The sequence below is a fragment of the Glycomyces tarimensis genome, assembly GCF_054776215.1.
This window is the reverse complement of sequence record NZ_BAAHCB010000011.1, coordinates 1-26,980: the sequence shown is the minus strand read 5'-3', so window position 1 is coordinate 26,980 and position 26,980 is coordinate 1. Positions and strand designations below refer to the sequence as shown.

The following is a 26,980-nucleotide window of genomic DNA, read 5'->3' as shown; positions in this document are numbered from 1 at the left end:
CACCCTAGGCGGGGACCCGCTCGTCGGCGGTGGCTTCCGAGGCGGCCATGCGGCGCCTGCGTGTCGGCAGGCCGGCCGTCGGATGGGCGGCATTCCACGCCGTCGCCCAGTTGACGAAGCTCTTGTACTTCGCGGCCGCCCGGCCTCTGATGCTCCAGGACTTGGCCCGCTGGTCGGGCCCGACGAACTGGACGACCCCGTCGCCGTTGCCCAGGCTGATGCCGTTGCCGAGATACGGCAGCTTCGGCTCGGGGATCTTCGTCGCGGTCAGGCGGGCGACGATCGCGCCCACCGCCTGGATCCGGGTGAAACCCGCCGACGCGCACGACATCGGCAGCGGTGCGCCGTTGTCGCCGAGGACGTGGGCGCTGTCGCCGATGGCGTAGACCTCCGGGTGCGAGATCGACCGCATCGTGCGGTCGGTGACGATCTTGCCGGTCTCGGTGACATCGAGGCCGCTGGCGGCCGCGATGGGGTGGACGGCGAAGCCGCCGGCCCACACGGTCGCGTCGGACGGCAACGCGGTGCCGTCGGCGTCGATCACTCGCTTCGCTTCGACGCGTTCGACGCGGACGCGCTCGAGGACGGCCACGCCGAGGCGCTCGAAGCCTCGGCGCAGGTGGCGCCGCGCCTTGGGGGAGAGCCAGTCGCCGAGCTCGCCGCGAGTGGTGAGCGTGACCTTCAGTTCGGGTCGCGCCTCGGCGATCTCGGTGGCGGCCTCGATGCCGGTCAGTCCGCCACCGACGACGACCACCGCCTGCCCCGCGGCCAGGTCGTGCAGGCGCTCGCGCAGCCGCAGCGCTCCCGGGCGGCTCGCGATGTGGTGAGCGTGCTCGGCGACGCCGGGCACGCTCTGGTGGTCGATGGTGCTGCCGAGGGCGTAGACGAGGGTGTCGTAGGCGAGTTCCTCGCCGCCGCCCTCGCCGCCGGTCACCGCGACCGCTCTGCGCTCGGGGTCGACGGCCGTGACGCGAGACCAGCGGAATCGCACGCCGGTGCCCCGGTGGATCTCGGCGAGCGGCAGCGGCTTGCACTCGCGTCCGGCGGCGAGCTGGTGCAGGCGCAGGCGCTGGACGAAGTCGGGTTCGGCGTTGACGAGGGTGATCGCGAAGTCGTCGGGGTGGAGCCGACGCGCCAGCGATCCGGCGGCGCCGCTTCCGGCGTATCCGGCTCCGAGGACGACGATGCGGTGCTGCCTACCCTGTTTCAGGTCATGTTCCATGACGTGCTCCTGTCGGCTTGGTGTGCCCTCTGAACGAGACGGCGCCGCGAATCCTGACAGGAGGCGGATATGAAGTGGGTCACCACATGGTGAACAGTGGCGCTCCCCGGTCGGTCTCGGCCCACTGGCGGTCGATGTACTCGAGCTTGTCGGGATTGACCTGGTTGCGGACCCCGGCGATGCCCTCGGCGGTGCATTCGAGCATCATGACGCCGATGACATGGCCGTCGACGACGGCCACCATCGCGGGGTCGCCGTTGACGAGCGCGGCGTAGCCCGAGAGGCTGCTGCCGAACATGTCGCGTTTGCTCTTGGAGGGCTTGAACAGGCCGCGCAGGAACTTCGCCACCTCCAACGCGCCGCCCACGGCCTTGGCACGGGCCGGGATCTTGCCGCCGCCGTCGCCGATGGCCGCCGCGTCCTCGGTCAGCAGTCGCACGAGCGGCTCGGTCCGGCCGCTGGCCGCGGCCGCGAGGAACTCTTCGACGATCTTGCGCGCGGAGGCCTCGTCGACTTCGGTGCGGACATGTTCCCTGGCGACGTGTCGCTTGGCGCGGGAGTAGATCTGCTGGCAGTTGGCCTCGGTGACGTCGAGGATCTCGGCGATCTCGGCATGGGAGTACGAGAACGCCTCGCGCAGCACGTACACCGCGCGCTCGTTGGGGGAGAGCCGCTCCATGAGCGTCAGCATGGCGATGGAGACCGATTCGCGCTGCTCGACGGTGTCGGCGGGGCCGAGCACGGGGTCGCCGTCGAGGACGGGTTCGGGCAGCCACTGCCCCACGTAGGTCTCTCGCCTGGCCCGCGCGGAGGTCAGCTCGTTGACGCACAGGTTGGTGAGCACCTTCGTCAGCCACGCCTCGGGCACCTGGATCTGGCCGCGGTCGGCGGCCTCGAACCGCAGGAAGGTCTCCTGGACGGCGTCCTCGGCCTCGCCGGCGGAGCCGAGGAGGCGGTAGGCGATGGCGCCGAGGCGTCGCCTGGAGGTCTCGAAGAGGTCGACCTCGTGCGTGCGGAGCGGCATGGCTCCGATCCTAACCGCGCCGGCGGCGAATCGCCCGTGCCGCTTCAGGCCGCTGAGCCTGACCGCGCAGGCGGCGCGTACCGCCCTTGCCGCTTCAGACCTCTCGGACGCAGTAGATCGCGATGATCGAGTCGATCTCGGGATCCCACTCGCGCCCGGCCGAAATGGACGTGTCGGTGAAGTAGTACTGGGTGTACTCGAAGTCCTTGCAGGCGTTGTGGGCCGCGGTGGCGTGCCACTTGTCCTCGGGGTCGGGGTCGTCGGGGTCCTCTTCGATGTGCAGGACCACCCAGTACGCGGTGTCGGCGTCGCACGGGACGACGTAGAAGCCGGTCTCGACCGCCTCGATGCACTCGTCCACCTCGGGCAGCCGGTAGACGGCCTCGTCGCTGTCGCTGTCGGTGGTCTCCTCCTCAGGGGACGGTGCTTCGGTGCTCGCCTCCTCCGTGGTCGAGGCGGCCTCGGTGCTGGTCTCGTCGTCGGCGATCACCGGGTCGTCCTCCTCACCGGTGAGCGTCATGCTGATGACGATCGCGCCGGCCGCGAGCGCGACGACGATGACCACGAGCGTCACGATCAGCGGCATGTTGGAGGACCCGCCCGGAGGCGGAGGCGCGGGCTGTCCCGGCTGGAACACCGGACCGGTCGGCGGCGGCGTGCCGCCCGGCGGGACGGAGCCGGGGGCCACGCTCATCGGCGGGTTCGGGTACCCCGGCTGGCCGTAGCCGGGCTGGGTGTAGGAGTCGGGGCGCGCGTAGGGATCGCCGTCGGTGTTGAAGTGCTGGGGCTGCGGGTGAGAAGACTGGCCGTACCCGGGCTGCTGCCTGTTGGGGTCATAGGGGTTCGGGGGCGGGTAGCTCATGTGGTTCTCCGTTGGCATCGCCGGGCAAGGGGCGTGACGTGGTTCCTTGGAGTCCATCATATGAGGGCGATGCGAGCGGTCGGTGCGACGACGGCCGCCCCGGCTCGCACCGGGACGGCCGCGTTCGACGGTGTCTAGATGTCGACCACGCAGAGGATGCCGTTGACGTTGCCGTCGACGTCCTCGACCGGCCACGGGTAGTAGTGCGCGTCCGGGCAGCCGCCGAGCGCCGCGTTGACCTCGTCCTGAGTCATCGCCGCGGGCGGGTCGACGACCTCGGAGTCGATGACCTCGTAGAGGGCGTCCGGGCTCGCGCAGTCGACGGTCCACCAGCCGTCGGTGCTGTCGTCGAAGCACGATCCGGTGGTGGGCGTGACCGGGAGGCGCCCGTTCGCGTCCTCCTGCTCGATCGCCTCCACGCAGTACAGGTAGTCGACCGGTCCGCCGAGGCCCTCGACCGACTCGGTGTAGACGTACTGGTAGCTCTTCCACGTCTCGCCGAGCTGCCAGCCGGCGACCTCCTGGCCGCAGATGTCGACCGGAATCTGCTGGTCGGTCAGCTCGCCCATGATGTCGACCTCGGCACCGGAGTCGCTCGAGACCTGGGTGATGGACCAGAACGCGTTCGGGTCGTCGCAGGGAACGACCAGGTCGTCGGTCTCGGCCGAGAGCGCGTCGGCCATGCAGTCGCCGACCTCGGCCGCCTCGGCGGCCTCCATCTGCTCGGCGTCGAGCGTGTCGTTGTTCGGGTCGGTGTCGTCACTCGAGCCGCCGCCGCCGAAGACGAAGTAGACGACCGCGATGACGCCGACCAGGACGACCCCGCCGATGGAACCGAGGATCTTCCCGAGTACCCCGCCACCGCCGCTCGGCGGCGCCGGCGGGGGGATCGGCGGCGGAGGGGTGGCGCCGTAACCGGGCTGCTGAGGCGGGTATCCGGGCTGCTGACCCTGGAGGGGCTGCTGCGGGGCGTACCCACCCTGCTGCGGGGGATACCCCGGCTGCTGAGGCTGCTGGCCGTAGCCAGGAGGCGGAGGGTGGCCACCGGGTGGGGGATAGCTCATTGTTGAATTGCTCCTTGAAAACGTACAGTTGCAGTGCCGGAGCACGGCTCTCCAGCCATGGTTCGGCCACACATCCTTGGTGGTGCGCAGGGGTGACTCGCACGCATCGCCATGGACTGGTGTTCGATCACGACGATGGGCGTCGCGCGATCCCCACACTCTAGCCACACTCTGCAACACCGCCGCACCCTGATCCCCGAGCGAATCACGCGTTACAGGTTCATTGCGAGGCCGTTGCGGCGGGCCTGAGCGGCGATATTGGAAAACGGCCTAGCTGCTCGTATCGTAGGACGAGAGTGACCCCCAGATGAGCGATGCATTACACTCGTCTGACACTTTGCATTCTTTCGGGCCGACGTCGTCCCGTATGAAACACCGCCGTGTTCCAGCGCCCCACAGGCTGGAGCCCTCGACGACGAAGGAGGCCAAGGTTGCGTTCTGCCCAGAACCCCGAACCAGGTCTTTACCGCCCCGACTGGGAACACGACGCCTGCGGCGTCGCCTTCGTTGCGGACATGCAAGGCCGGGCCGCCCACAGTGTAGTCGAACGCGGATTGTCCGCGCTCGTGCGCATGGAGCACCGCGGAGCCACCGCACCCGACCCCGACTCGGGAGACGGCGCGGGCATCATGCTCCAGATCCCCGACGCCTTTTTCCGCGACGTGGTCGATTTCACACTTCCCGAGCCGGGCCACTACGCCGCCGGGCTCGTCTTCACCCCGGTCGGCGATGACGAAGCCACCTTGCGCTCGCGCGCCATCATCGAGAAGTACGCCGTGGCCGAAGGCTGCCGCGTCGTCGGCTGGCGCGACGTGCCGGTCGACCCCGGCCCGCTCGGCGCGGGCGCGCTGGCGTCCATGCCTCGCGTCAGCCAGGTCTTCCTCGCCGCCGAGGACGGTGCCGCGGCCGGGATCGAGCTCGACCGGCTCGCCTATGCCGTCCGCAAGCAGGCCGAGCGCGAGCTGCGCGAGCGCCACTTCGACGGCTCGGCCATCGTCGGCCTGTCGGCCCGCACCATCGTCTACAAGGGCATGCTCACGCCCGCTCAGGTGCCGCAGTTCTACCCCGACCTGCGCGACGAGCGGCTCGTCAGCGCCATCGCGCTGGTCCACTCGCGCTTCTCCACGAACACGTTCCCGTCATGGCCGCTGGCCCACCCGTTCCGGATGGTGGCCCACAACGGCGAGATCAACACCATCCGCGGCAACCGCAACTGGATGACCGCCCGCCAGGCCGAGCTCGCCAGCGAGCACCTGCCCGGCCGTCTGCGCCGCCTGTTCCCGATCAACACCCCCGGCGCCTCCGACTCGCTGGCCTTCGACGAGGTCGTCGAGCTGCTGCACCTCGGCGGACGCACCCTGCCGCACGCGATGCTCATGATGATGCCCGAGGCCTGGGAGCACAACGCGACCATGGACCCGAAGCGCCGCGACTTCTACCGCTACCACGCGGCGATCATGGAGCCGTGGGACGGACCCGCCGCGGTCTGCTTCACCGACGGCACCCAGATCGGCGCGGTCCTCGACCGCAACGGCCTGCGCCCCGCCCGCTGGTGGCGCACCACCGACGACGTCGTCGTCCTCGCCTCCGAGGCCGGTGTCGTCGACTTCGCGCCCTCAGAGGTCGCCGAGAAGGGCCGCCTCCAGCCCGGCCGCATGTTCCTGGTCGACACCGCCGCCGGCCGCATCGTCGACGACGAGGAGATCAAGGACGAGCTCGCCGGCGAGCACGCCTACGGCGACTGGCTCCACGCCGGCCTCATCCGGCTCGAGGAGCTGCCCGACCGCGAGCACGTCGCCTACAACGCCGAGTCCGTGCGCCGCCGCCAGCTCACCTTCGGCTACACCGACGAAGAGCTGCGCATGATCCTGGCGCCCATGGCCTCCAGCGGCGCCGAACCAGTCGTCTCCATGGGCTCGGACACGCCCATCGCCGGGCTCTCCAAGCGCCCCAAGCTGCTCTACGACTACTTCACGCAGTTGTTCGCGCAGGTGACGAACCCGCCGCTCGACGCCATCCGCGAGAAGCTGGTCACCGCGCTGGGCACCATGATCGGCCCCGAGGGCAACATCCTCGAGCCCGGCCCGCACTCGTGCCGCCAGATCGAGCTGGCCCGCCCGGTCCTCGACAACGACGAGCTCGCCAAGATCCTCCACATCGACGAGGACGGCGACATGCCCGGCTTCAAGGCCGTGCGCGTCTCCGGGGTCTACAAGGCGCGCCACGGCTCTCGCGGCCTGAAGGACCGCCTGGTCGAGATCTGCCGCCACGTCTCCGAGGCCATCGAAGACGGCGTGCGCATCCTCGTGCTCTCCGACCGCGACTCCACGGCCGACCTCGCACCGATCCCGTCGCTGCTGCTCACCGCCGCGGTCCACCAGCACCTTGTGCGCGAGCAGACCCGCACCAAGGTCGCGCTCATCGCCGAGACCGGCGACTGCCGCACCGTCCACCACGCCGCCGTCCTGCTCGGCTACGGCGCCGCCGCCGTCAACCCGTACCTCGCGTTCGACTCCATCGAGGAGCTGTGCGACTCCGGCGTGATCGAGCTCGAGCCGGCCCGGGCCGTCCAGAACTACATCGACGGCCTGTGCATGGGCGTGCTCAAGGTGATGTCCAAGATGGGCATCTCCACGATCGCCTCCTACACCGGCGCGCAGGTCTTCGAGGCCGTCGGCCTCGATGCCGACTTCGTCGACCGCTACTTCAAGGGCACCGACTCCCGCATCGGCGGCATCGGCCTCCAGACCTTGAGCAAGGAGGTGGCCGAGCGGCACCGCCGCGCCTACGAGCAGCGTGTCGACCCCGTCCAGCCGCTGCCCCCGGGCGGCGACTACCAGTGGCGCCGCGAGGGCGAGATCCACCTGTTCAACCCCGAGACGGTGTTCCTGCTCCAGCACGCCACCCGCTCGGGCCAGTACGAAGTCTTCAAGCGCTACACCGAGAAGGTCGACGCCCTCGCGGCCGACTCCGGGCTGCTGCGCGGCATGCTCGACTTCGCGGACGACGGCCGCGAGCCGGTCGAGCTCGAGGAGGTCGAGCCGGTCGAGAGCATCGTCAAGCGCTTCCACACCGGCGCGATGTCCTACGGCGCGCTCTCCCAGGAGTCCCACGAGACCTTGGCGATCGCCATGAACCGCCTCGGCGGGCGCTCCAACTCCGGCGAGGGCGGCGAAGACATCGATCGCCTCTACGACCCCGAGCGGCGCAGCGCCATCAAGCAGGTCGCCTCGGGCCGCTTCGGCGTCACCTCCGAGTACCTGGCCACCGCCGACGCCATCCAGATCAAGATGGCCCAGGGCGCCAAGCCCGGTGAGGGCGGCCAGCTGCCGGGCAAGAAGGTCCACCCGTGGATCGCCAAGACCCGGAACGCCACCCCGGGGGTCGGGCTCATCAGCCCGCCGCCGCACCACGACATCTACTCGATCGAGGACCTGGCCCAGCTCATCCACGACCTCAAGCACGCCGGAGGCGGCGACGCCGAGGTCCACGTGAAGCTCGTCAGCGAGGTCGGCGTGGGCACCGTCGCCGCCGGCGTCTCCAAGGCCAAGGCCGACACGATCCTCGTCTCCGGTTTCGACGGCGGCACCGGCGCCGCCCCCGCGAACTCGGTCAAGCACGCCGGCACACCATGGGAGATCGGTCTCGCCGAGGCCCAGCAGACCCTCGTCCGCAACGGCCTGCGCGACCGCGTCAGGGTCGAAGTGGACGGCGCCATGAAGACCGGACGCGACGTCGTGATCGCCGCGCTCCTCGGCGCCGAGGGCTACGGCTTCGCCACCGCACCCCTGGTCGTCGCGGGCTGCGTCATGATGCGCGTGTGCCACCTCGACACCTGCCCGGTCGGCGTCGCCACCCAGGATCCGCTCCTGCGCGAGCGCTACATCGGCAGCCCCGAGTTCGTGGAGAACTTCTTCCGCTACATCGCCGAGGAGGTCCGCGAGTACCTCGCGAAGCTCGGCTACCGATCGCTCGACGAGGCCATCGGCAACGTCGAGCGGCTCCGCCAGATCGCCGGTGACGGCCGCAAGGCCGCCCGCATCGACCTGTCGAACGTCATCGCACCGCCCGTCGAGGGCCCGCGCGTCCGGCTCCGCGAGCAGGACCACGAGGTGGAGCAGACCATGGGTGCGAAGCTCGTCGACATCGCCGGGCCCGCCATCGAGGAGGGCCGCACCGTCGCGGCCGAGCTCCCGATCCGCAACACCGACCGCTCGGTCGGCGCGCTGCTGGGGGCCGCGGTCAGCCGCACCCACCGCGAGGGCCTGCCGGACGGCTCGATCGACCTGACCTTCAGGGGCACCGCCGGGCAGTCCTTCGGCGCCTTCCTCACCCGCGGCGCGACGTTCAAGCTCATCGGCGACGCCAACGACTACCTCGGCAAGGGCCTGTCCGGCGGCCGGATCGTCGTGCGGCCCGACGCCGGGGCCCCGTTCGCCGCCGAGGACAACGTCATCGCCGGCAACACCATCCTCTACGGAGCCACGTCGGGCGAGCTGTACTGCCGCGGCAAGGTCGGCGAACGCTTCGGCGTCCGCAATTCGGGGGCCGTCGCCGTCGTCGAGGGCGTGGGCGACCACGGCTGCGAGTACATGACCGGCGGCACGGTCCTCGTCCTCGGCCCCACCGGCCGCAACTTCGCCGCCGGCATGTCCGGGGGCGTCGCCTACGTGTGGCGGCTCGACGAGGGCCGCACCAACACCGCCCTGGTCGACCTGGACGAGCTCGGCGCCGCCGACATCGACCTGGTCCACAACCTGCTGCTGCGCCACGGCCGCGCCACCGGCTCGGCGGTCGCCGCGGACCTGCTGTCCAACTGGCCCAAGGCCGCCAGCGGCTTCACCAAGGTCATCCCCACCGAGTACAAGGCCGTGCTCGCCGCCCAAGCCGAGCAGAAGGAGGCGCAGCATGCCTGATCCCAGCGGGTTCCTCGAACACGGCCGCGAAGTGCCGAAGAAGCGGCCGGTACCGGTGCGCATCCTCGACAACCGCGAGGTCTACGAACGCGCCAGCCAAGAGCTGGTCACCAAGCAGGCCTCGCGCTGCATGGACTGCGGCATCCCGTTCTGCCACAACGGTTGTCCCCTGGGCAACCGGATCCCGGAGTGGAACGACCTCGCCCGCACCGGCCGGTGGGGGGCCGCGATCGAGCAGCTCCACGCCACCAACAACTTCCCCGAGTTCACCGGCAGGCTCTGCCCGGCCCCGTGCGAGGCCTCTTGCGTGCTCGGCATCGGCGACGACCCGGTGACCATCAAGAACATCGAGGTCGAGATCATCGACCGCGCCTTCGAGGACGACAACGTCGTCCCGCACCCGGCCGAGTTCTCCACCGGCAAGTCCGTCGCCGTCGTCGGCTCCGGTCCCGCCGGCCTCGCCGCCGCCCAGCAGCTCGCTCGCGCGGGCCACGCGGTCACCGTCTACGAGCGCGACGACGCCCCCGGCGGCCTGCTGCGCTACGGCATCCCGGACTTCAAGCTCGAGAAGCGCCACGTCGACCTGCGCGTCGCGCAGATGAAGGCCGAGGGCGTCGAGTTCTCCTGCGGCGTCAACGTCGGCTTCGACCTGTCCGCCGAGGACCTGCGCGAGCGCCACGACGCGGTCGTCCTGGCCGTGGGCGCCCTCGAAGGCCGCGAGACCGACCAGCCCGGCCGCCATCTCGCGGGCATCCACCAGGCCATGGAGCACCTCGTCGGCGCCAACCAGGTCGTCGCCGGCAAGGCCCCGTTCGCGCCCATCGACGCGCGCGGCAAGCACGTCGTCATCATCGGCGGCGGCGACACCGGCGCGGACTGCCTGGGCGTGGCCCACCGGCAGGGCGCGGCCTCGGTCCGCCAGCTCGATCTGTACCCGATGCCGCCGAGCGAGCGCGACGACGAGCGCGACCCGTGGCCCACCTGGCCGGTCATCGTGCGCAACTACCCGGCCCACGAGGAGGGCGGGGAGCGCAATTACGGCAGTGCCGCCGCCGAGTTCATCGGCGACGAGCGCGGGCACGTCCGGCAGATGCGCCTGAGCGAGGTCGTCGTCGACAAGTCCGGCGGTCGCCGCGTCGTCAACCCGGTGCCCGGCACCGAGCAGATCGTCCCGGCCGACCTGGTGCTGCTCGCGATCGGCTTCGCCGGCACCGAGGACCAGCAGCTGCTGCGCCAGCTCGGACTGGAGCGCAACCGCCGCGGTTCGCTCGATTGCGGCGACGACTGGCAGACGGACGCGCCCGGCGTTTTCGTCGCGGGCGACGCCCACCGGGGCGCCTCGCTCATCGTGTGGGCGATCGCCGAGGGCCGCGCCGCGGCGGCGGCCGTTCACCGGTATCTCGGAGGCGAAGTGTCCCTTCCCGAACCGGTCACCGCCGACGCGCAGCCACTGAGCGCATAAGCGCGAATATATGGAATTGCGCGCGGGAGATCCGATCGCTCGCGCGCAATTCCCTGTACCCGCTTTTCGCAATCCGGCGCCATTTCGCGGCCCCGTGAATTCCGCCTCTCAACTGCGGTGACCTCGCGAGTGCGAATCGGCGTCCGATATAAGCTCGCAGGGTGACTCGTAGAGCAAAAATCGTCTGCACCATCGGGCCCGCGACGGCCACGCCAGAGCGGATGGCCGGCCTGATCGACGCCGGTATGAACGTCGCCCGAATGAACTTCAGCCACGGCTCGCAAGCCGACCACGAGGCCGTCTATCAGATGGTCCGCGAGGCCGCCGATGCCGCGGGGAAGCCCGTCGCCATCCTCGCCGACATGCAGGGCCCCAAGATCCGCCTCGGCACCTTCGCGAACGGTTCTGAGCAGTGGGACGCCGGCGACCGCGTCTTCATCACCTCCGAGGACGTCGAGGGCGACCACGACCGCGTCTCCTGCACCTACAAGAAGCTGCCGGCGGAGGTCACCAAGGGCGACCGGCTCCTGGTCGACGACGGCAAGCTGGCCCTGGAGGTACTCGGCTCCACCGACACCGACGTCGAGTGCCTCGTCGTCGAGGGCGGCCCGGTCTCGAACAACAAGGGCCTGTCCCTGCCGAACGTGGCCATCTCCGTGCCCGCCCTGTCGGAGAAGGACATCTCCGACATGAAGTTCGCGCTCAACCTGGGCGTCGACCTCATCGCCATGTCCTTCGTGCGCCACCCCGACGACGTCCGCCTGGGCCACAAGGTCATGGACGAGGTCGGCGTGCGCCGCCCCATCATCGCCAAGGTCGAGAAGCCCGAGGCGGTCGACCGCCTCGAGGAGATCGTGCTGGCCTTCGACGGCGTCATGGTCGCCCGCGGCGACCTGGGCGTCGAGATGCCCCTCGACGAGGTGCCGCTCGTGCAGAAGGAGATCATCCGCCTCTGCCGCGACAACGCCAAGCCCGCCATCGTCGCCACCCAGATGCTCGACTCCATGATCGAGAACGCCAGGCCCACCCGCGCCGAGGTCTCCGACGTCGCCAACGCCGTCCTCGACGGCACCGACGCGGTGATGCTCTCCGGCGAGACCTCGGTCGGCAAGTTCCCGATCGGGACCGTCCGCACCATGGCCAAGATCGTCGAGACCACCGAGTCCGGCCCGATCGGCCTCGCGGAGCTCTCCCACGACCCGAAGACCAAGCCCGGCGCCGTCACGGCCGCCGCCGCGCAGGTCGCCGACGCGATCGGCGCGAAGGCGCTCGCGGCGTTCACCCAGACCGGCGACACCGTCAAGCGCCTCGCCCGGCTCAAGCCGAGCCAGGCGATCGTGGGCCTGACCCCGATCGAGAGCGTCCGCAACCAGATGGCGCTGTCGTGGGGCACCGACTCCTACCTCGTCGAGCACGTCGACCACACCGACGCCATGTTCGCCCTGGTCGACAAGACCCTTCAGGAACACGGGCTCGCCTCCCCCGGCGACCTGGTCGTGATCGTGGCGGGCACCCCCGCGGGCACGCCCGGATCGACCAACACCGTCCGGGTCCACCAGATCGGATCTTGAGTGTCTGAGGTACTCGTCGGTCAGGACGCCGTGGACTCGCTCCTCGGCGTCCTCGACCTGGAGCAGATCGACACGGGCCTGTACCGCGGCCCGCGCGCCGAGGTCGGCCTCCAGCGTGTCTTCGGCGGCCAGGTGGCCGGACAGGCGCTCGTCGCCGCCGGACGCACCGTCGCGCCCGAGCGGCGCGTCCACTCCCTGCACGGCTACTTCGTGCGGCCCGGGGACCCCTCGAAGCCGATCCTCTACCAGGTGGAGAACATCCGCGACGGCCGTTCCTTCTCCGTGCGTCGCACCGTGGCCCTGCAGGGCGGACGGACGATCTTCTTCATGTCGGCCTCATTCCACACCGGTGAGCAGGGCCTGGAGCACTCCGACTCCGCCCCGACGGACCTGGCCGCGCCCGAGGACGTCCCGACGATCGCCGAGCGCCTCAAGGCCGACCCCGACCGGTTGAGCATGTGGGCGCGCATCCCTCGCCCGATCGACGTGCGCTACCTCGGCGGTTCCGGCTATTTCCGCTCCGGCGAGCGGCCCGCCGAGCAGCGCCAGCGCGTCTGGATGAAGGCCGACGGGGCGCTCCCGGACGACCCGCTCATCCACGTCTGCGTGCTCACCTACGCCTCCGACCTGACGCTGCTGGACTCGGTGCTCAGCCGCCACGGCGCCGTCTGGGGCCCCGGCGGCTACCTCGGCACGAGCCTGGACCACGCCCTGTGGTTCCACCGGCCCTTCCGCGCCGACGAGTGGATCCTGTACGACGCCGAGTCGCCCACCGCCTCCGGCGGCCGGGGCCTGGCCCAAGGGCGCTTCTTCGACAGCGAGGGCCTCCACATCGCCTCGGCGACCCAGGAGGGCCTGCTGCGCCAGACCCCCGAGATGCTTCCCGGAGTCCCGTAGACCGATGCGCCAGACTCACGAGCGATCAACGGTGAGCTCGGCCGAAAGCGGTGACCCGGCTTCGAAATCGGCGCCGGTCGATGGGCCGAGACCACCGAGCGGCTCACCGCCGCCGACGAGGTCCACGTACTCGCGCCGACACGCTCTGGGGCCGCATCAACGTGCCCGAATGCCTGTCCGAGCACATCGACGACGCCACTCGGTGCGTCTACGACCTCGACGAGGCGATCATGCACCCTGAGCGCCGCGAGCGGGCCATGGCCGCCGTCGCCGATGCCGGAGCGAGTGTGATCGACCCCATACCGTGGCTCTGCGACGTCGAAGAGGGCAGGTGCCCGGTGATGGTGGGGAACCTCTTGGTCTACCGCGACTTCAGCCATCTGTCCGCGACCTTCGCCGCCGAGCTGGCGCCGCAACTGGCGTCCGTGCTCCCGCTGGAGGCCGAACCTGCCGAATCGGAATCCGAAGGGCCGTAGGCGACACCGACCACCTCGGTACCGAGCGTGACGTGGTCTGCCTGCGGGAGAGCGACTCTCGAATCATGGCCGAACGAGGGCATATGCCATGTTCGGGTGGGCTTCGCCGCCGCTTGTGGGACAATGCTAGTGTCTCGAACCGTCCCCGGAAGCGGTGCCCGAATTGTCAGCCCAGCCTTGCCCGGCTGGGGAAAACCATGCCCGGTGAATCGTTCGGAGACCGACATTTATGCGTCTGACCAGCGCAACAGAACCGGCTAGGGCATCGAACGACAGCGATGTCGCCTCTATGGGCAAACGAAGCGAGCGTCCCGGCCACTGGCGGCCGGATATCGAGGGGCTTCGGGCGGTGGCTGTGGGTGTCGTCATCGCGGCGCATATCGGTTTTCCGTTCATGGCCGGTGGTTTCGTCGGTGTCGATGTGTTCTTCGTGATTTCGGGTTTTCTGATCACGTCGCTGCTGCTGCGTGAGATCGACCGCACGGGGACGGTCTCGTTGGCCGGGTTCTATGCCCGCCGTGCGGTGCGTCTGCTGCCGGCGGCTGCGACGGTGCTGCTGGCGACTTTGGTGGCGTCGTGGTTGTGGTTGCCGCGTACGCGTTTGGGGGAGGTCGCGGCCGACACGGCCGCGGCGGCGCTCAATGTCATCAATTTCCGTCTCGCGGTCGAAGGCACCGATTACCTCAATGCCGAGTCCGAGCCGTCGCCGCTCCAGCATTTCTGGTCGCTCGCGGTCGAGGAGCAGTTCTATCTGGTCTGGCCGCTGATCCTGATCGCCATCGCCGCCCTCGGCGCGCGAATCGCGAAGACGGGGGAGCCCCAGGCGCACGAAGACCGCGACCCGACCCAATGCAAGGCTCGCGGGCTTCGCCATGGCGGCAGGACCACCGCGATCACGGGCTTCCTCGTCCTCGTCGGCGCCGGCTCGTTCTACCTGAGCGTCACCAGGACCGCCGACGACCCGGTCTGGTCGTACTTCGGCATCCACACCCGCGCGTGGGAGCTGGCCCTCGGCGCGCTCATCGCCGTCGGTGCCGCGCGGCTCCAGCGCCTCCCGGGCGCGCTCGCCGCACTCGCCTCCTGGGCCGGCCTCGCACTCGTCGTCGCCTCGGTCTTCGTCCTCGACGAGGACACCGTCTTCCCCGGCTACGCCGCGGCGATGCCGGTTGCCGGAGCGGCCCTGGTCATCGCCGCAGGCTGCGCCCCGCACCGCTTCGGCGCCCGGTCCCTGCTCGGCATCGCCCCGGCACAGTACGTCGGCAAGATCTCCTACGGCCTCTACCTGTGGCACTGGCCGATCATCATGATCGCCCCGGCCGCGCTCGGGATCGAGGAACCGCGCCTGCGGCACATGCTGCTGCTCATGGTCGTCGCCTTCCTGCTCACCGCGGCCACCTTCTCCCTCGTGGAGCAGCCGATCCGCACCCGCAGGCCCTTGGTGCAGGTGCCCTCGCGGGCCCTGGCGCTCGGCGGTGCGCTCATGGTGTGCGCGCTGGCGGCCTCCTTCGTCGCGGTCACCCAGCCCGCCCAGAATCAGGAGGGCACCACCGCCGCGGAGGTCACGGGCAACGACGCGACCGTCTGGCAGCTGCTCGGCGACTCCTCCGATGTGGAGGACGTCCCGGTGAATCTCACGCCCTCGCTCGACGACGCACGCGAGGACAAGCCGCTGACCTACGACGAGGGCTGCATGACCATGCAGGCCGGCACGGACCTCGCCGAGGACTGCTGGTTCGGCGACCCGGACGGCGACAGGATCATGATCCTGTTCGGTGACTCCCATGCGGCGCACTGGTTCCCGCCGCTCAACCAGCTCGCACAGGCCTCGGGTTGGAAGATGCTGGTGCTCACCAAGGCCGCGTGCAGCGCCCCGATGGTCGAGGAGTTCAACGAGGAACGCGGGCGCGAATACACCGAGTGCGCCGAGTGGCGCGATAAGGCGCTGGAGGAGATCGAGGAGCAGGAGCCCGACATGGTCATCGCGTCCAACTCGGACAACAAGGAGGTGCTCGCCGACGACCCCGATCAGGCGTGGATCGACGGCTGGGTCGAGACCGCCGAGCGCCTCACCGAGACCGCCGACGAGGTGTACGTCATCGCCGACACCGCCTGGGGCGTCGGCAACGTCCCCGCTTGCCTCTCCGAGCACCCCGAGGACGCCACCGAGTGCGTCAACGACCTGGACGACGCGATCTTCTTCCCGGAACGGCGGGAAGCCGCGATGGAGGCGGTGTCCGACGCGGGAGCCGAGGTGATCGACCCGATCCCGTGGATCTGCGACACCGAGGAGGGCAAGTGCCCGGTGGTCGTGGGCAACCTCCTGGTCTACCGCGACGACAACCACCTGTCCTCGCGCTTCGCCTCGGAGCTGGCGCCGCAGCTGGCCGCCGTACTGCCGATCGAGGGGCAACCCGAGCAGACCGATACGCGGTAGACGAACCGACCGCCTTGGACCGCAACGGTGGTTTCACCTCAGCGCGATCAAATGTAAGCTTTCCTCACATCTGATACGCGCCAAGAGGAGAAGCCACCATGCATCGAGTTGCCCCGTGGCTCAAGGCGATCAACGTCATGCTCGCTCCGACGATCGCCAATAGACGGAACAAAGTCGACAAGATCATCGATCGTGCCGTCCGCGAGGCCGAGGCCAAGACCGACGGCACCGCCTCGGGCGACGAGCGGTTCATCGAGGACATGCGGTTCCTCCTCGGCTGCTTCGCGGACGTCGAGGGCCTCACGCCGACCGGCTGGATGGGCACCAGCGGGGACATCGCCTCCCGCATGGAGAACCGATTCCGGATCCGCAAGCTCCACGCCCAGCACCCCGAGATCGCCGATGAGCCCATCAAGCGGCCGATCGTCGTGGTCGGCATGCCGCGTACCGGTACCACCCTCACGCACTACGCACTCGCCGAGCCGGCCGGCCACCGGGCCCCGCTGATGTGGGAACTGCTCCACACCGACGTCGGTGAGGCCGAGCGCGAGGAGCGCATCAGGCACGCCGAACGATTCGTCAAGGCCGCCGAGACGGCCTCCCCGCAGTTGCCGGTGATGCACAAGATGGGGGCGGAGAAGCCCGAGGAGTGCATCTTCATCCTCCCGCACGGCGTCGCATACCTCGTGCGAGCGCCCCTGCCCCGCTACGAGCAGTGGATGCTCGAACGTGACTACACCGCGGACTACCAGTACCTCAAGCAGGCCCTCCAGGTCCTCCAGCACGGCAGGGAGCCCCGCCGCTGGGTCCTCAAGTCCCCCGCGCACCTGTGGAACCTCGACACCCTGCTGACGGTCTTCCCCGACGCCCAGGTGGTGTGGACCCACCGCGAGCTGCACACCGTCATGGGATCGCTGGGCTCGCTCGCCGAGAACTCCATGTCGATGCACGTCCGGCGCCCCGACCCGCATCTCATCGGCCGCAAGTGGCTGGGGCTGCTCGCGACCGGGATCGGGCGCGCCACCGACTCGCGGCGGCGCCTCCCGGCGGACGCGATCATCGACGTGCCCTACCGGCACCTCGTCGACGAACCGATGCGGCGCCTCCCCGAACTGTTCGAACGCCTCGGCGCCGACTGGGGCGAGCGGGAGCGCGCCGCCCTCGAGCGGCTCGTGGCCAGGCCCCGCGGCGGGAGCGGCCACACCTACGATCTGGCGCGCTACGGCCTGAGCGACGCCGACCTCGACCAGGCGTTCGGGGACTACGGACGCTTCGTCGCCGAGCTCGGCTAGCAGGCCAAGGCGTAGCCCCACAGGAGCACGTCGGGCACCGGCCGCCAGTCCAGGCGCGGGGCGCGCTCGAAGCCGAGCCGCTCGTAGATCCGGTGCGCCGCCTTCATGGTCTCCTGGCTGCACAGCACGACGCGCTTGGCGCCGTGGACGTCCCGCGCGCGCTCGATGCACGCCGCCACCAGCGACGTGCCGACCCCACGCGTCCGTCCGGCCGGATCGACCGCCAGCGCCCGGATCTCGGCTTCGCCGGCCCCGGCCAGTTCCGCCAGGAGACTGCCGGGCGGGACGAGCGTGACGCCGCCGAGCACGCGCTCGCCCTCGGCGGCCACGAGCACTTCGGCGCCGTCGAGGCGCGAGCCGATGTCGCGCAGGAACCGAGCGTACGGGTCGTCGGAGTCCCGGAGGAACCCGTCGCGCAAGTAGGCGTCCACGATGATGTCGCCGAGCGTCTCATGCTCGGATTCGCGGACCGGTCGGACCTCGAACGCGGGGGAGGATGCTGACATGAGCGCTATTGTCGCTCACGTCCGCGCGGGCGGCCAACGACACAGCGATCGTGGTGAGGGGCGAGCCGCCGTCGCTCCGGCTGCGATGATGTATCCATGAAAACCCTCACCGCCCCGCCCGAACTCGACCGTGGCGTGCGCCGCAACGGCGTGATCGTCACCGCCGTCTTCGGATTCTTCTGGACCGTCGGCGGCGCCGGCATCCTCGGTGACGGCGCGCTGCGCTGGACAGTCCTGGCCGCGGCGCTCGCGGTGGCCGTCGGACTCATCGTCGCCGCCGTCCGCGTCCCATCGAGCCGCACGCGGGAGCGCACGCTGCCGGTCGACTGGGGGCGCCGCTACAACTTGTGGATCCTGTTCGAGGTGGCGTTCATCGCCGCAGCCGTCGCCGGGCTCGTCGCGCTTGAGACGACCCAACTCCTCCCGGCCGTCATCGCGGCGATCGTCGCGGTGCACTTCCTGCCGCTGGCGGCCGTGTTCGACGAGCCGAAGTACCGGTGGACGGCCTACGGGATGCTCGCCGTGGCCGCTGCCGGACTCGCTGCCCTGGTCGGAAGCTTCGAACTGTCGGCGGCCGTCGTCGGATTCGGCTCGGCGGCGGTGCTGTGGGCGACCGCGGTCGCGATCATCCGAGCGGGCTGAGCTAGCGGCGCCACGGCTGCGGTCCCGTGCTGGACTGCTCGAAACGTCGTGGTGATCCGAGCTGGAGCCGGCTTGCTGCCAGAAGGCGAACTGGCGGATTTACGACGACGGACGACACTGCATCAACCGTTCCTCACTTCCTCGCCCTGGAGGGCGTGATTGACGGTCGTTCCGCGCTGAGTCAGCGATGGTGAGGTGGCGTGGTGGCCGGGGCAGGTCTCTGGAGTTGGTGCTGCTGTGGTTCGGCGGGGAGCCTGTCGAGACCGGAAATGGCCCCGGAGGCGTTGGCGGGGTCGGTGTCGTGGATGGCCTGGCTGCGCTGGGTCAGCGACAAAAGCGGTGGCGGGCGGGCCGGGGCTGGTTGTTCGTCGCGGGGGTGGTCGGTGGTGCCGTGCCGGGTGGGATTGGGGCTGGCCTGGTGGCGGGTATTCGCGTTGCTGGTGGTCCGGTTCGGCGGCGGCTCGTGGCGGCCGCCTGGGCGGTTGGTGTGCCGGTTCGGGCTCCGGGCATGGGGATGTGCTCGAACCCGTCCCGGTTTCGAGCTGGCGACCTATGAGGTGTCTTCCCCGCCACGGCCTCCCGTAGCGGGCACCCTAAAAACGGGGGCGGTCCGTAGTCGGGTGCCGGTGCGGCGCTGACGAGGTCGCGAGATCGCTTCGCCTCGGTCAGTGGTGTCGAAGTCTCATATTCCCGCCTCTGGCCCTGCCCCGGTTCGGGTGTCGGTGCTGATGCCGGTTCGGGTTCGGTCTCGGGTCGGGGTGTCGGGGTGTCGGGGTGGTGAAGCGGGCTCGCAGTTTGGCGCGGGCGGCTTTCGCGGCGGCCATGACCTGTTCGGTCTCGGCCTGTTCGGCAGCCGCTTCGAGGTCGGGTTTCAGGGTCTCCGACCATTCTTCGGGGTACAGGCCGGTGGGGAAGGCGTTCGCGATGTCGTCGGTGAAGTCGGCGTCCAGGTCGGTGTCGGTGCGCCAGTCGGCGCACCCGCATTTCAGGTCGGGGTCGGTGTCCTCGTGCCCCTCGTGGTGGACGATCAGGGCTTTGCCCGGTCCGGTTTTGGTGATGGTCCAGCCGGGGGTGTGGATGCGGCCGTGGTGGAAGCGGCACAGCAGGATCAGGTTCTCGGCCACGGTCGGTCCGCCGTTGGCCCAGTGAAAAGTTACAGATTTACGGCCTTCATGTACACTAATTAGTCCGAATAATCATTATTTATGGGCTTTGGGGGTCATCGTGAATCTTGACAAGTATCTCGCGTCGATCGGCACCGTCGCAGCCGCGGAGTTCCAGCGGGAGTACCGCCGCATCCTCGGTGTCATCCGGCTCTCGCACGAGACCGACGTGACTACTTCTCCCGAGCGGCAGCGGGAGGCGATCATCCTCTGGGCCGAACAGCATGATTGCGAGATCGTTGGCTGGGCGGTTGACCTGGACGTTTCAGGCGGGGTAGATCCATGGGAGCGAGGTGAACTCGGGGAATGGCTCAACCATCGCCGCCATGAGTTCGATGGCCTGTGCGCCTGGAAGCTCGACCGGTACTCGCGGTCGGTCTCTCACTTCTCCAAGTTCCTGGACTGGGCGAAGGAGCATCGGAAGATGGTCGCCACGTCGGACAACGTGCTGGACTCGACCACCCCGACGGGGATGATGCTCGCCTACGTGATGAGCATCTGCGCCGAGTGGGAGCGGGTGATGGCCTCCCAGCGGTCGGCCGATATGCGCGCGAAGGCCCGGCGCGAGGGCCGATACGTGGGCGGGCGGCTCGCCTATGGCTACCGCGCGATCCGGCAGGACGACCATTCGTTCCTGGTGGAACCGGACCCCGAGCAGTTGCCGGTGGTGCGCGAGATGATCGCGTGGCGGCTCGACGGCTGGTCGATCGGGCGGATCCGCCGCGAGCTCAACGACCGAGAGGTGCCCACACCCCTCGGTGGGTCGTTCTGGCAGCAGAACACCGTCAACCGGATCTTGACCAGCCCGACCCTGCTGGGCTACACGATGCATCAGGGTCGGGTGGTGTGCGGGGATGACGGGATGCCGGTCCAGTTCGCCGAGCCCCTCGCGACTGAGGAGGAGTACAAGGCGCTGCTGACCATGGCCGACGATGCGAAGCGGACGAAGTTCTATGGTGGCCGGCCTAAGAAGCCGGTTACCGAGACTTACCTGTTCAAAGGCCTCGCCCGGTGCGGCAATTGCGGTGAGCGGCTCTACCGGTACGCGCGTGTCCGTCCGGGCAACCAGCCCGACGAGCTGGTCTACCGGTGCGCGCGCCATCGTAAGAACTGCGACGCCGTGCCCGAGATCTTCCTGCCGAAGCTCGAAAAGGTCGTGGTCGAGGCGGTCATGGGGGAACTGGACGACGCCGAGGTCTACGCCAAAGAGTTCGTGCCCGCCAATGACGTCGCCGACCGCTTGGTGAAGATCAATCGAGCGATCGACCAGCATCGCGGCGACCGCGCTGCTGGGGTGTGGGACGGGGAAGACGAGCGGTTCCGCCAGATTATGAAGCGCCTCATCGACGAACGCAAACGTCTCGAAACGCTACCCCGGACCCAGGCCCACTGGCAGAGCGTCCCGACCGGCACCACCTACGGGGAGCGCTGGGACGCCGGCGATCTGGAGGACCGCCGTGAACTATTGGCGCTGGCGGGGGTCGAGATCGTGGTGTGCGCGAACGATAGAGTTCCCGCGCCGGACTGGTGGAAGGAAGCAGGCCCGCGCCGGTTTCAGGCTAGGATCCACTCCCGCCTGGCCTACGTCCGCTGGGCCGTCGACGCGATATAGACCGCCCGCCTATAGACTGCCTTCTGATTAACTGGTTTGGCGTCGGCTGGGTGCGTTCGCGGACTCAAGCGATCGGTCACCATCGGCACGTTATATTGAGGCCCGAAATGTCGCATATTCCGTTTGATCGAGAGAAGAGCCAGGGCGATTCCGGATCGACTCGCGAAGAACTGATCCATCTCCGTATCTCTTCGGTAGGCATGGTGTTTTCCAGTATCACTACCGTTGCAAGTCTGCTAATCGCCGCTTGGATCGATTCCATCGCTAATTCCCTCCATGAACATCAGAATGCTATGGAAACTGCCCGAAGCGAATTCGAACAAGGGGTCACCCTGCGGGAAATAACGGATGAAGCATCCCGAGTGGCAGTCTGGGTCGAGGCGGACGGGATGCACGTAATGAACCGCACTGCAGATCCAATCCCGCATTGGGGCATCGTCTTCAGCGCGCCCAGCAAGGCGCTCAATTCGATCGTGTACTTGACTACCATTACCCCATGCGCAGAGATAATCATCGGATTGGATCAAGTTGCCGCAATTATGCAGTCCGAGCTCGACAATACTGTTGGGCACGAGATTAAAGGAATATATTTCGAAGACCGGCGGAGCGATGGCTGGTATCGAAGTCTGTACGATGGCCTTCTGCAGGAAAATATTACGACCGATCGGTATGAACCTGGCTCGGCATACCCCCTTGAAGAAATAATCTCTCAACCACTAAGCCACTGCGGTTCCTGACCATCTGAGGGGGTCGACTCCGGCAAGCGATCACCCAAGCAGAATCGCCATCGTCCGAGGCTTCAGTACGGTCTGGTTTTCGAAGGGCGCGGCCGGGATACCGTGAACTGGAAGTTCGGCCTCTGGCCGGACGGACCTGCCCGGACGGACTCTCGCGACCGAAACGCATGCGCGAGACTTGGGTGGGCCCCGCCGACACAGCCGCAGCCGCACTCGGGCCGCGCCTCACTCGGCCGACGACCTCCGAGAGCTCGCCGACCGACCCGCTACCGGACCACCCCCGAGGACAGGACACCATGACTCCCACCGACCGGCTATGGAGCAGCGACCAGCGCGTCGTCCGGATCGGTACGCGCAAGAACGGAACCGGAGGCCCCCGGAAGCACAGCCTCACCGGTTACCTCGTGGCCGACGAACTCGTGCTGACCTGCGCCCATGACGTGGCCGACGCTGAGACCCACGAGGTCCGGTGCGCGGGCGATGGGATAGCCAGGCATGCCGAAGTGGTCTGGAACGGCAAAAAACAGGTGAACCCCATTGATGTCGCCCTGCTGAGCGTCCCCGGTCTGCAGACCCCGAAAGGCCGGGTCGTTTGGGGCGAGTACAGCGACTACGTGGGAGCGAAGGACGCCTGGTGCATCGGTTTTCCACGCGCGGACAAGGAGAACGACACGTACCACGCGGCCCGGGTGGACGGAGGCTTCGTCCCTGGCGAGGGCTCCGGCCGCGGCAAGATGCTGTTCACCGTGAATGATGCCAACGGCGCCGAGACGGCCTGGTGGAGCGGCCTGTCGGGCGCGATGGTTGTTGACGACAAGGGACTGCTGGGTGTCGTGGCGCAATACGAGCACAAGGTGCGGCCCCGCTTCCACGTGGTGCCCGCGTCGGTGATCCTGGCGCAGCCGCGACTCAGGGAACTGATCGGCGCCACCGAATTGCTCCCGCTGTCGGACCCGCATCCGCTCGTCCGCGACCCTTTCGAGTCGCTGGGCGAGGAGACCGAACTCAAGCTCATCACCGCCAGATACGGCCAGGTGCCGTTCGTCAAGGAGAGCCACGGCGAAGCGCTGGACAAGCTGATGTCCTGGTGCCTGGCTGATTCGACTGGGTCGGACTGCGACGTCTCGCTGCGTCTGCTGACCGGCCCGGCGGGCGCAGGCAAGACTCGGCTGGCAGGCGAACTCTGCCGGAAAGTCGCCGAGTCGGATTCGGCGTGGAGGGCGGGCTTCGCCTACGACGATCAGCAGACGCCCTGGGGAACCCATCTGCCGCAGACGCCGCTGCTCGTCGTCTTCGACTACGTCGAGCGGGCAGCGATCGCCGCCAGGGTGATCGCCCTGCTGCGGCATCTAGAGCGGTTGGGAGATGCGCTGCGGTACCCCGTGCGGGTGCTGCTGGTATCCAGGGCGGCGGGCGGCTGGTACGAGCAGATGACCGACCACGGCGGGACCCTCCTGCAACAGCGCCTGCGGGGCGAGGAATCACCCCGGATCGAGTTGTCGCGCTCGCACTTCGGCCCGGAGTTGCGCCGCACCCACTTCACGACCGCCTACGAGCGATTCACCGCCGGAGCCGAAGGCGCCCGAGGCTCAGGCGAATTCCTGGACCTGGTGGACGGCGATCAGTACGACTCGCCGCTCTTGGTCCACATCGCCGCGCTGCTGGCGTCCCGTCGGGAGATCCTGCCCGTCCCCGAACGGCAAGGACTGCGAGAGCGCCTGCTCGGCTATCTGCTGCGGCGTGAACGCGAGCGGCGCTGGGACTTCGCCCCGGCCCTCTCAACCACGAAAGCGAATCCGGCACAGAGTGACCAAGCCCTGCATGCAGTGGCGATCATGACCCTGACGGCACCGACCGTCCGCGAAGCGACCGAGTTCCTCAAAGCCTCGGAGCTGTGGGCCGACCAGTCCAACGCCGACCGGAGAGAGGCGGCCAAGGCGCTGGTACGACTCTATCCGTCCGAATCAGACGCCAATTGGCGTGCCGCCCCGATCGAACCCGACCTGGTCTCCGAATACCTGGTGGCGAGCGTCGAAGACCTGCCGGAACTGCTTGCCGCGCTACACGACCAGCCGCTCGGCACCGAGCACTACGCGCGGATGCTGCACCTACTGGCTCTCACCTGCGACCACTACCCGGGCGCGGTCGACCACGTTTATGAGACCCTTAACCGCACCTTCGCGAAGATGGTCGGCGAGGACGGCGACCCGCTCATGCCGGAATTTTTGGACCAGAGCCTGCCGAAGCTGATTGAGCTGGCCGTCAATCAGGTCGTGGAGCACGGGAACGAAGCCGTGGCGAATATTCTCGCCAGCATGATCGAGCGAATCGATAAAGCCGACGGAGTCGTGGAAGCTATCGCGAATACGGAGTTCGCGACCCGTCGCGACGACGAACGGTTGGCTCGGCTGGGTCGGGTGCTGTACAACCTCAAGATTCGGCACTGTCAAGAAACCGACGATCGGCACGGACTCGTCGACGCGCTGGAGGGGCTAGCCGGTGCGGCGCTGGCGATGGGGGAGGTCGACGAGGCCTTCGATTCACTGACCGAAGCGGTGCGACTCCGCAAGAAAATCGGCGCCAATCTGCCCTCTGCATGGGCATTCTCGGCGCTTTCGCGGGTATGCGTTCGTTTCTCGAACCTGGAGCGATACAACAGCGCCATTACCGTGGCGAGGACGGTGATGGACCTCCATCGGGCGGCGGGATGTGACGATCTGAATTCCTATCGGGAACATCTCTCTATCATCGAATCCGTCGCCTCGAAGCTGCGGCAGAGTGGGCAGAGTGAGGCTGCACGCAAAGCGCTCCTTGAAGCCGTCCTGGCTCGCCGTGGACTGGGAATGCGGGATAGCGGCGATTATTCTTTTGCCATCGCAGAGTTGGAAGCGTTGGCTGAGCAGGAACTCCTCTCTGGCAGCGCGACCATGGCACTGCAGGCGACGTTGGAGGCATTGCGACTTCGGCGCGACTTCGATCAGCCAGACGCCTATGCCTGCCCGTCGGATTTCGAGCGGATCGAAACGGTCTTCCATCTTCAGCAGAGTGCTGACGCAGCCGATGTCACTGAGACTGCGGAGCTGCTGCATTGGCTCGCCAAAACGGGCGTCGCGTCCTACTGCGCCGCTGTTGGCTTGGAGACTATAGGACGTCGCATGTGGTGGCTCGGCTGGAAGCCCGAGGCCGTGGCAGCACTCGAAGCTGCAGTATCGATCCGGCGCATGCCGACGCCCTTCCCCGGCTTCTACAGACTCGATATGGTCCCTCTTCTGAGAGACTGCGCTATGGCGCTTTGGAGAACGCAACAGCGGCATAAGGCATTGAAGATCTTCCAGGAGATACAGACCTTGACCTGGGAAGAAGCGTCCCATCGGAGCGATTCTCGGTTGCGCGCCGTGTTCGCGGCCGAAGACCTGGCCGCGGCACTTTGGGACATGGGAACGAAGGCGAGCGCGTTGCAAGTCATGCGGCAGGCGGAATCCACCGAACGGGCAGTGATGGTTTCCGGCAGCGCCCCAACGATCCCGGCCCACAGTGACCCACGAACGCAGCCGTTTTTGCCTGCGCCGCTGGCCGATCTTGAACCGCTGTTGCGGCCAGAAGTCAAGGTTGAGATGTTGCGTATGATCGCGGAAGATAACCTGGCAGCATATAGCTCTCTGGCTTCCGCACTCGAGCGTCTCAGCGAATTCCAGATCGTTCGCGGTTACGACGAGGCGGCCGTGAAGTCCATCACCGAGGCCACCGAGATCTGGCATAAGTTGGCTAACGCATCGCCTACGAATTACAGCGTCCGCTTGCGAGAGTCGCTGATAGCCAAAGGCCAGATGCTCTTGAAGGCGAACCAGCCGGCCGACGCGGCCGCTGCCCTCGGCGAGGTGTTCGAATCCCATGCCGAAGCGGAGCAACGCCGCTGGCTTCGCGATCTGATCCACGGCACGAACTTGGAGGCGCTGACGGAGTCGATCCCCCGGTTCGTTAGAGCTCACGGTCGGGCACAGGTCGCCAATGCCCTGGAGAAGGGGCATTAAGGTTGGAGGATGGAATCCATTCCCCTCAGTTCGGCGGTGGCCGAGATTCGCCGTGAGTTGAAGATCGCCCTGTTGTCCGCCGATGACCAGATCAGCTTGGAAGTCAAGGACGTCGAGTTGGAGTTGACGTTGGAGATCGGACGGCAGACCAACGGCGGCGGTGGCATCGCCATTCTCGGCGTCGTCGATGCGAAGGCCGACAACACGCGAAGCGGTACACAGCTGCACCGGATCAAGCTGACGCTCCACCCCAAGCTCAAGACATCTGACGCCGGTTCGGCGCCCATGAACCTCTCCGATTCTGAACCGTACGACGGGGACTCACGTTTAGCACGACAGCTGTATTTCGTTGTGCTGCAGGCAGCCTATGATGCCCATCGTGGTCGATGATATTGGATCAGACACCCTCATCGGCCGCGCCCCGGCCGAGGCCTGGCACACCGTCTCCGCCGGTTCCGGGGTCCGCGGCGAACGCGAGTCGCCGCGGCCCACTGGCGACGCCGCCACCAAACGCGCGCCAGACAGTCCCAATTCCAGCGAAAATAGCTGCAGCGCAACGAAATACAGTTGCCGTGTTAAAGGTCGTGACTATTTGGGTGATTGTTGTTCTCTTTGTCGTGAGGCAAGGGAAGCGTGGCCCGCAGCAGCGCAAGAGCTACGGGCCTTGGATCGTCGACGGCGCGTTGTGGGAGCGGATCGAGACGCTGATTCCCAGGCACGAGCGTGCGCCGGGCGCCCGTGGAAGAAAGCCATTCGATGACAGGAAGCCCTTGTGAGGCAACGCGTTCGTGCTCTACACCGGCATCCGGTGGCAGTGGCTGCCGCAGGAGCCCGGGTGCGGGATGACATGCTGGCGGCGGTTGCGTGACTGGCGGGAGGCCGGTGTGTGGGAGGCACCACCGGGTGTTGCTGGGCCAGCCGGAGTCCGGTAGACGGTGGCGCGCTGGCTCCAAACACCACCTGGCCACCGATGCCAACGGCATCCCCTTGTCGGCCATCCTGACCGGCGGGGGCTTACCCCTTTGATGTTGACACCGTCCTATGCGGCGAGGGCGAGGCTAGCCTGCCG

Annotated in this window: 18 protein-coding genes and 1 pseudogene; 13 read left to right on the top strand and 6 right to left on the bottom strand. The window is 68.0% G+C overall.

All coding sequences use genetic code 11. From position 1 onward, the window contains the following. Positions 1-4: 4 nt before the first annotated feature. From ACYVK3_RS10415 to ACYVK3_RS10400, 4 genes are all read right to left on the bottom strand, one after another. Positions 5-1,222 (bottom strand): NAD(P)/FAD-dependent oxidoreductase, encoded by a 1,218-nt coding sequence (locus tag ACYVK3_RS10415; protein ID WP_460497244.1) that lies wholly within the window; start codon positions 1,220-1,222, stop codon positions 5-7. A gap of 79 nt (positions 1,223-1,301) precedes the next feature. Next, on the bottom strand, positions 1,302-2,246 hold the full coding sequence (gene sigJ / locus ACYVK3_RS10410) for a sigma-70 family RNA polymerase sigma factor family protein (protein WP_460497243.1): 945 nt from the start codon (positions 2,244-2,246) through the stop codon (positions 1,302-1,304). 94 nt (positions 2,247-2,340) lie between these two features. Then, a complete protein-coding gene (locus ACYVK3_RS10405; protein WP_460497242.1) occupies positions 2,341-3,108 on the bottom strand; it encodes a hypothetical protein in 768 nt (255 codons plus the stop codon). A 134-nt stretch (positions 3,109-3,242) separates the two neighbouring features. Then, the gene (locus ACYVK3_RS10400) at positions 3,243-4,172 is read right to left on the bottom strand and encodes a hypothetical protein (protein ID WP_460497241.1); all 930 of its coding nucleotides are present in this window, start codon (positions 4,170-4,172) and stop codon (positions 3,243-3,245) included. Positions 4,173-4,603: 431 nt separating this feature from the next. Between ACYVK3_RS10400 and gltB the strand changes: the two genes are divergently transcribed. The 7 genes from gltB to ACYVK3_RS10365 all read left to right on the top strand — a co-directional run bounded on the left by gltB (position 4,604) and on the right by ACYVK3_RS10365 (position 17,220). After that, complete coding sequence (gltB, locus tag ACYVK3_RS10395; RefSeq protein ID WP_460497240.1) at positions 4,604-9,088, top strand: glutamate synthase family protein; 4,485 nt, start codon at positions 4,604-4,606, stop codon at positions 9,086-9,088. Beyond that, the gene (locus tag ACYVK3_RS10390; RefSeq protein WP_460497239.1) at positions 9,081-10,550 is read left to right on the top strand and encodes a glutamate synthase subunit beta; all 1,470 of its coding nucleotides are present in this window, start codon (positions 9,081-9,083) and stop codon (positions 10,548-10,550) included. Before gltB ends, ACYVK3_RS10390 begins: the two co-directional genes overlap by 8 nt. Before the next feature lie 161 nt (positions 10,551-10,711). Next, the gene (pyk, locus tag ACYVK3_RS10385) at positions 10,712-12,121 is read left to right on the top strand and encodes a pyruvate kinase (RefSeq protein ID WP_460497238.1); all 1,410 of its coding nucleotides are present in this window, start codon (positions 10,712-10,714) and stop codon (positions 12,119-12,121) included. Next, a complete protein-coding gene (locus tag ACYVK3_RS10380) occupies positions 12,122-13,018 on the top strand; it encodes an acyl-CoA thioesterase (protein WP_460497237.1) in 897 nt (298 codons plus the stop codon). An 80-nt stretch (positions 13,019-13,098) separates the two neighbouring features. Continuing rightward, on the top strand, positions 13,099-13,494 hold the full coding sequence (locus ACYVK3_RS10375; protein ID WP_460497236.1) for an SGNH hydrolase domain-containing protein: 396 nt from the start codon (positions 13,099-13,101) through the stop codon (positions 13,492-13,494). A gap of 229 nt (positions 13,495-13,723) precedes the next feature. Then, entirely contained in the window at positions 13,724-15,928 is a 2,205-nt protein-coding gene (locus ACYVK3_RS10370; RefSeq protein WP_460497235.1) for an acyltransferase family protein, read from the top strand. A 98-nt stretch (positions 15,929-16,026) separates the two neighbouring features. Continuing rightward, positions 16,027-17,220 (top strand): sulfotransferase family protein, encoded by a 1,194-nt coding sequence (locus ACYVK3_RS10365; protein WP_460497234.1) that lies wholly within the window; start codon positions 16,027-16,029, stop codon positions 17,218-17,220. Here ACYVK3_RS10365 and ACYVK3_RS10360 read toward each other — a convergent pair. Then, positions 17,217-17,726, bottom strand: coding sequence for a GNAT family N-acetyltransferase (locus ACYVK3_RS10360; protein ID WP_460497233.1), 510 nt, complete (start codon positions 17,724-17,726; stop codon positions 17,217-17,219). The genes ACYVK3_RS10365 and ACYVK3_RS10360 overlap by 4 nt on opposite strands. Positions 17,727-17,822: 96 nt before the next feature. Between ACYVK3_RS10360 and ACYVK3_RS10355 the strand changes: the two genes are divergently transcribed. Continuing rightward, on the top strand, positions 17,823-18,368 hold the full coding sequence (locus tag ACYVK3_RS10355; RefSeq protein ID WP_460497232.1) for a hypothetical protein: 546 nt from the start codon (positions 17,823-17,825) through the stop codon (positions 18,366-18,368). 665 nt (positions 18,369-19,033) lie between these two features. Here the strand turns inward: ACYVK3_RS10355 and ACYVK3_RS10350 are convergent. Continuing rightward, positions 19,034-19,492: a hypothetical protein gene (locus ACYVK3_RS10350; protein WP_460497231.1), complete on the bottom strand. Its 459-nt coding sequence runs from the start codon at positions 19,490-19,492 to the stop codon at positions 19,034-19,036. A gap of 88 nt (positions 19,493-19,580) precedes the next feature. On the opposite strand from ACYVK3_RS10350, the gene ACYVK3_RS10345 reads away from it, so the two are divergent. The 5 genes and pseudogenes from ACYVK3_RS10345 to ACYVK3_RS10325 form a co-directional block, all read left to right on the top strand. Continuing rightward, positions 19,581-21,143 carry a recombinase family protein gene (locus ACYVK3_RS10345; RefSeq protein ID WP_460497230.1) on the top strand — a complete coding sequence of 521 codons (1,563 nt, stop codon included), beginning with the start codon at positions 19,581-19,583 and terminating at the stop codon, positions 21,141-21,143. Between the two features lie 107 nt (positions 21,144-21,250). After that, positions 21,251-21,880 (top strand): hypothetical protein, encoded by a 630-nt coding sequence (locus tag ACYVK3_RS10340; protein WP_460497229.1) that lies wholly within the window; start codon positions 21,251-21,253, stop codon positions 21,878-21,880. A 296-nt stretch (positions 21,881-22,176) separates the two neighbouring features. Beyond that, on the top strand, positions 22,177-25,911 hold the full coding sequence (locus tag ACYVK3_RS10335; RefSeq protein WP_460497228.1) for a trypsin-like peptidase domain-containing protein: 3,735 nt from the start codon (positions 22,177-22,179) through the stop codon (positions 25,909-25,911). 9 nt (positions 25,912-25,920) lie between these two features. Next, positions 25,921-26,301: a trypco2 family protein gene (locus ACYVK3_RS10330; RefSeq protein WP_460497227.1), complete on the top strand. Its 381-nt coding sequence runs from the start codon at positions 25,921-25,923 to the stop codon at positions 26,299-26,301. 278 nt (positions 26,302-26,579) lie between these two features. Then, positions 26,580-26,928, top strand: a pseudogene (locus ACYVK3_RS10325) (transposase); the annotation flags it as partial. Between the last annotated feature and the right edge of the window lie 52 nt (positions 26,929-26,980).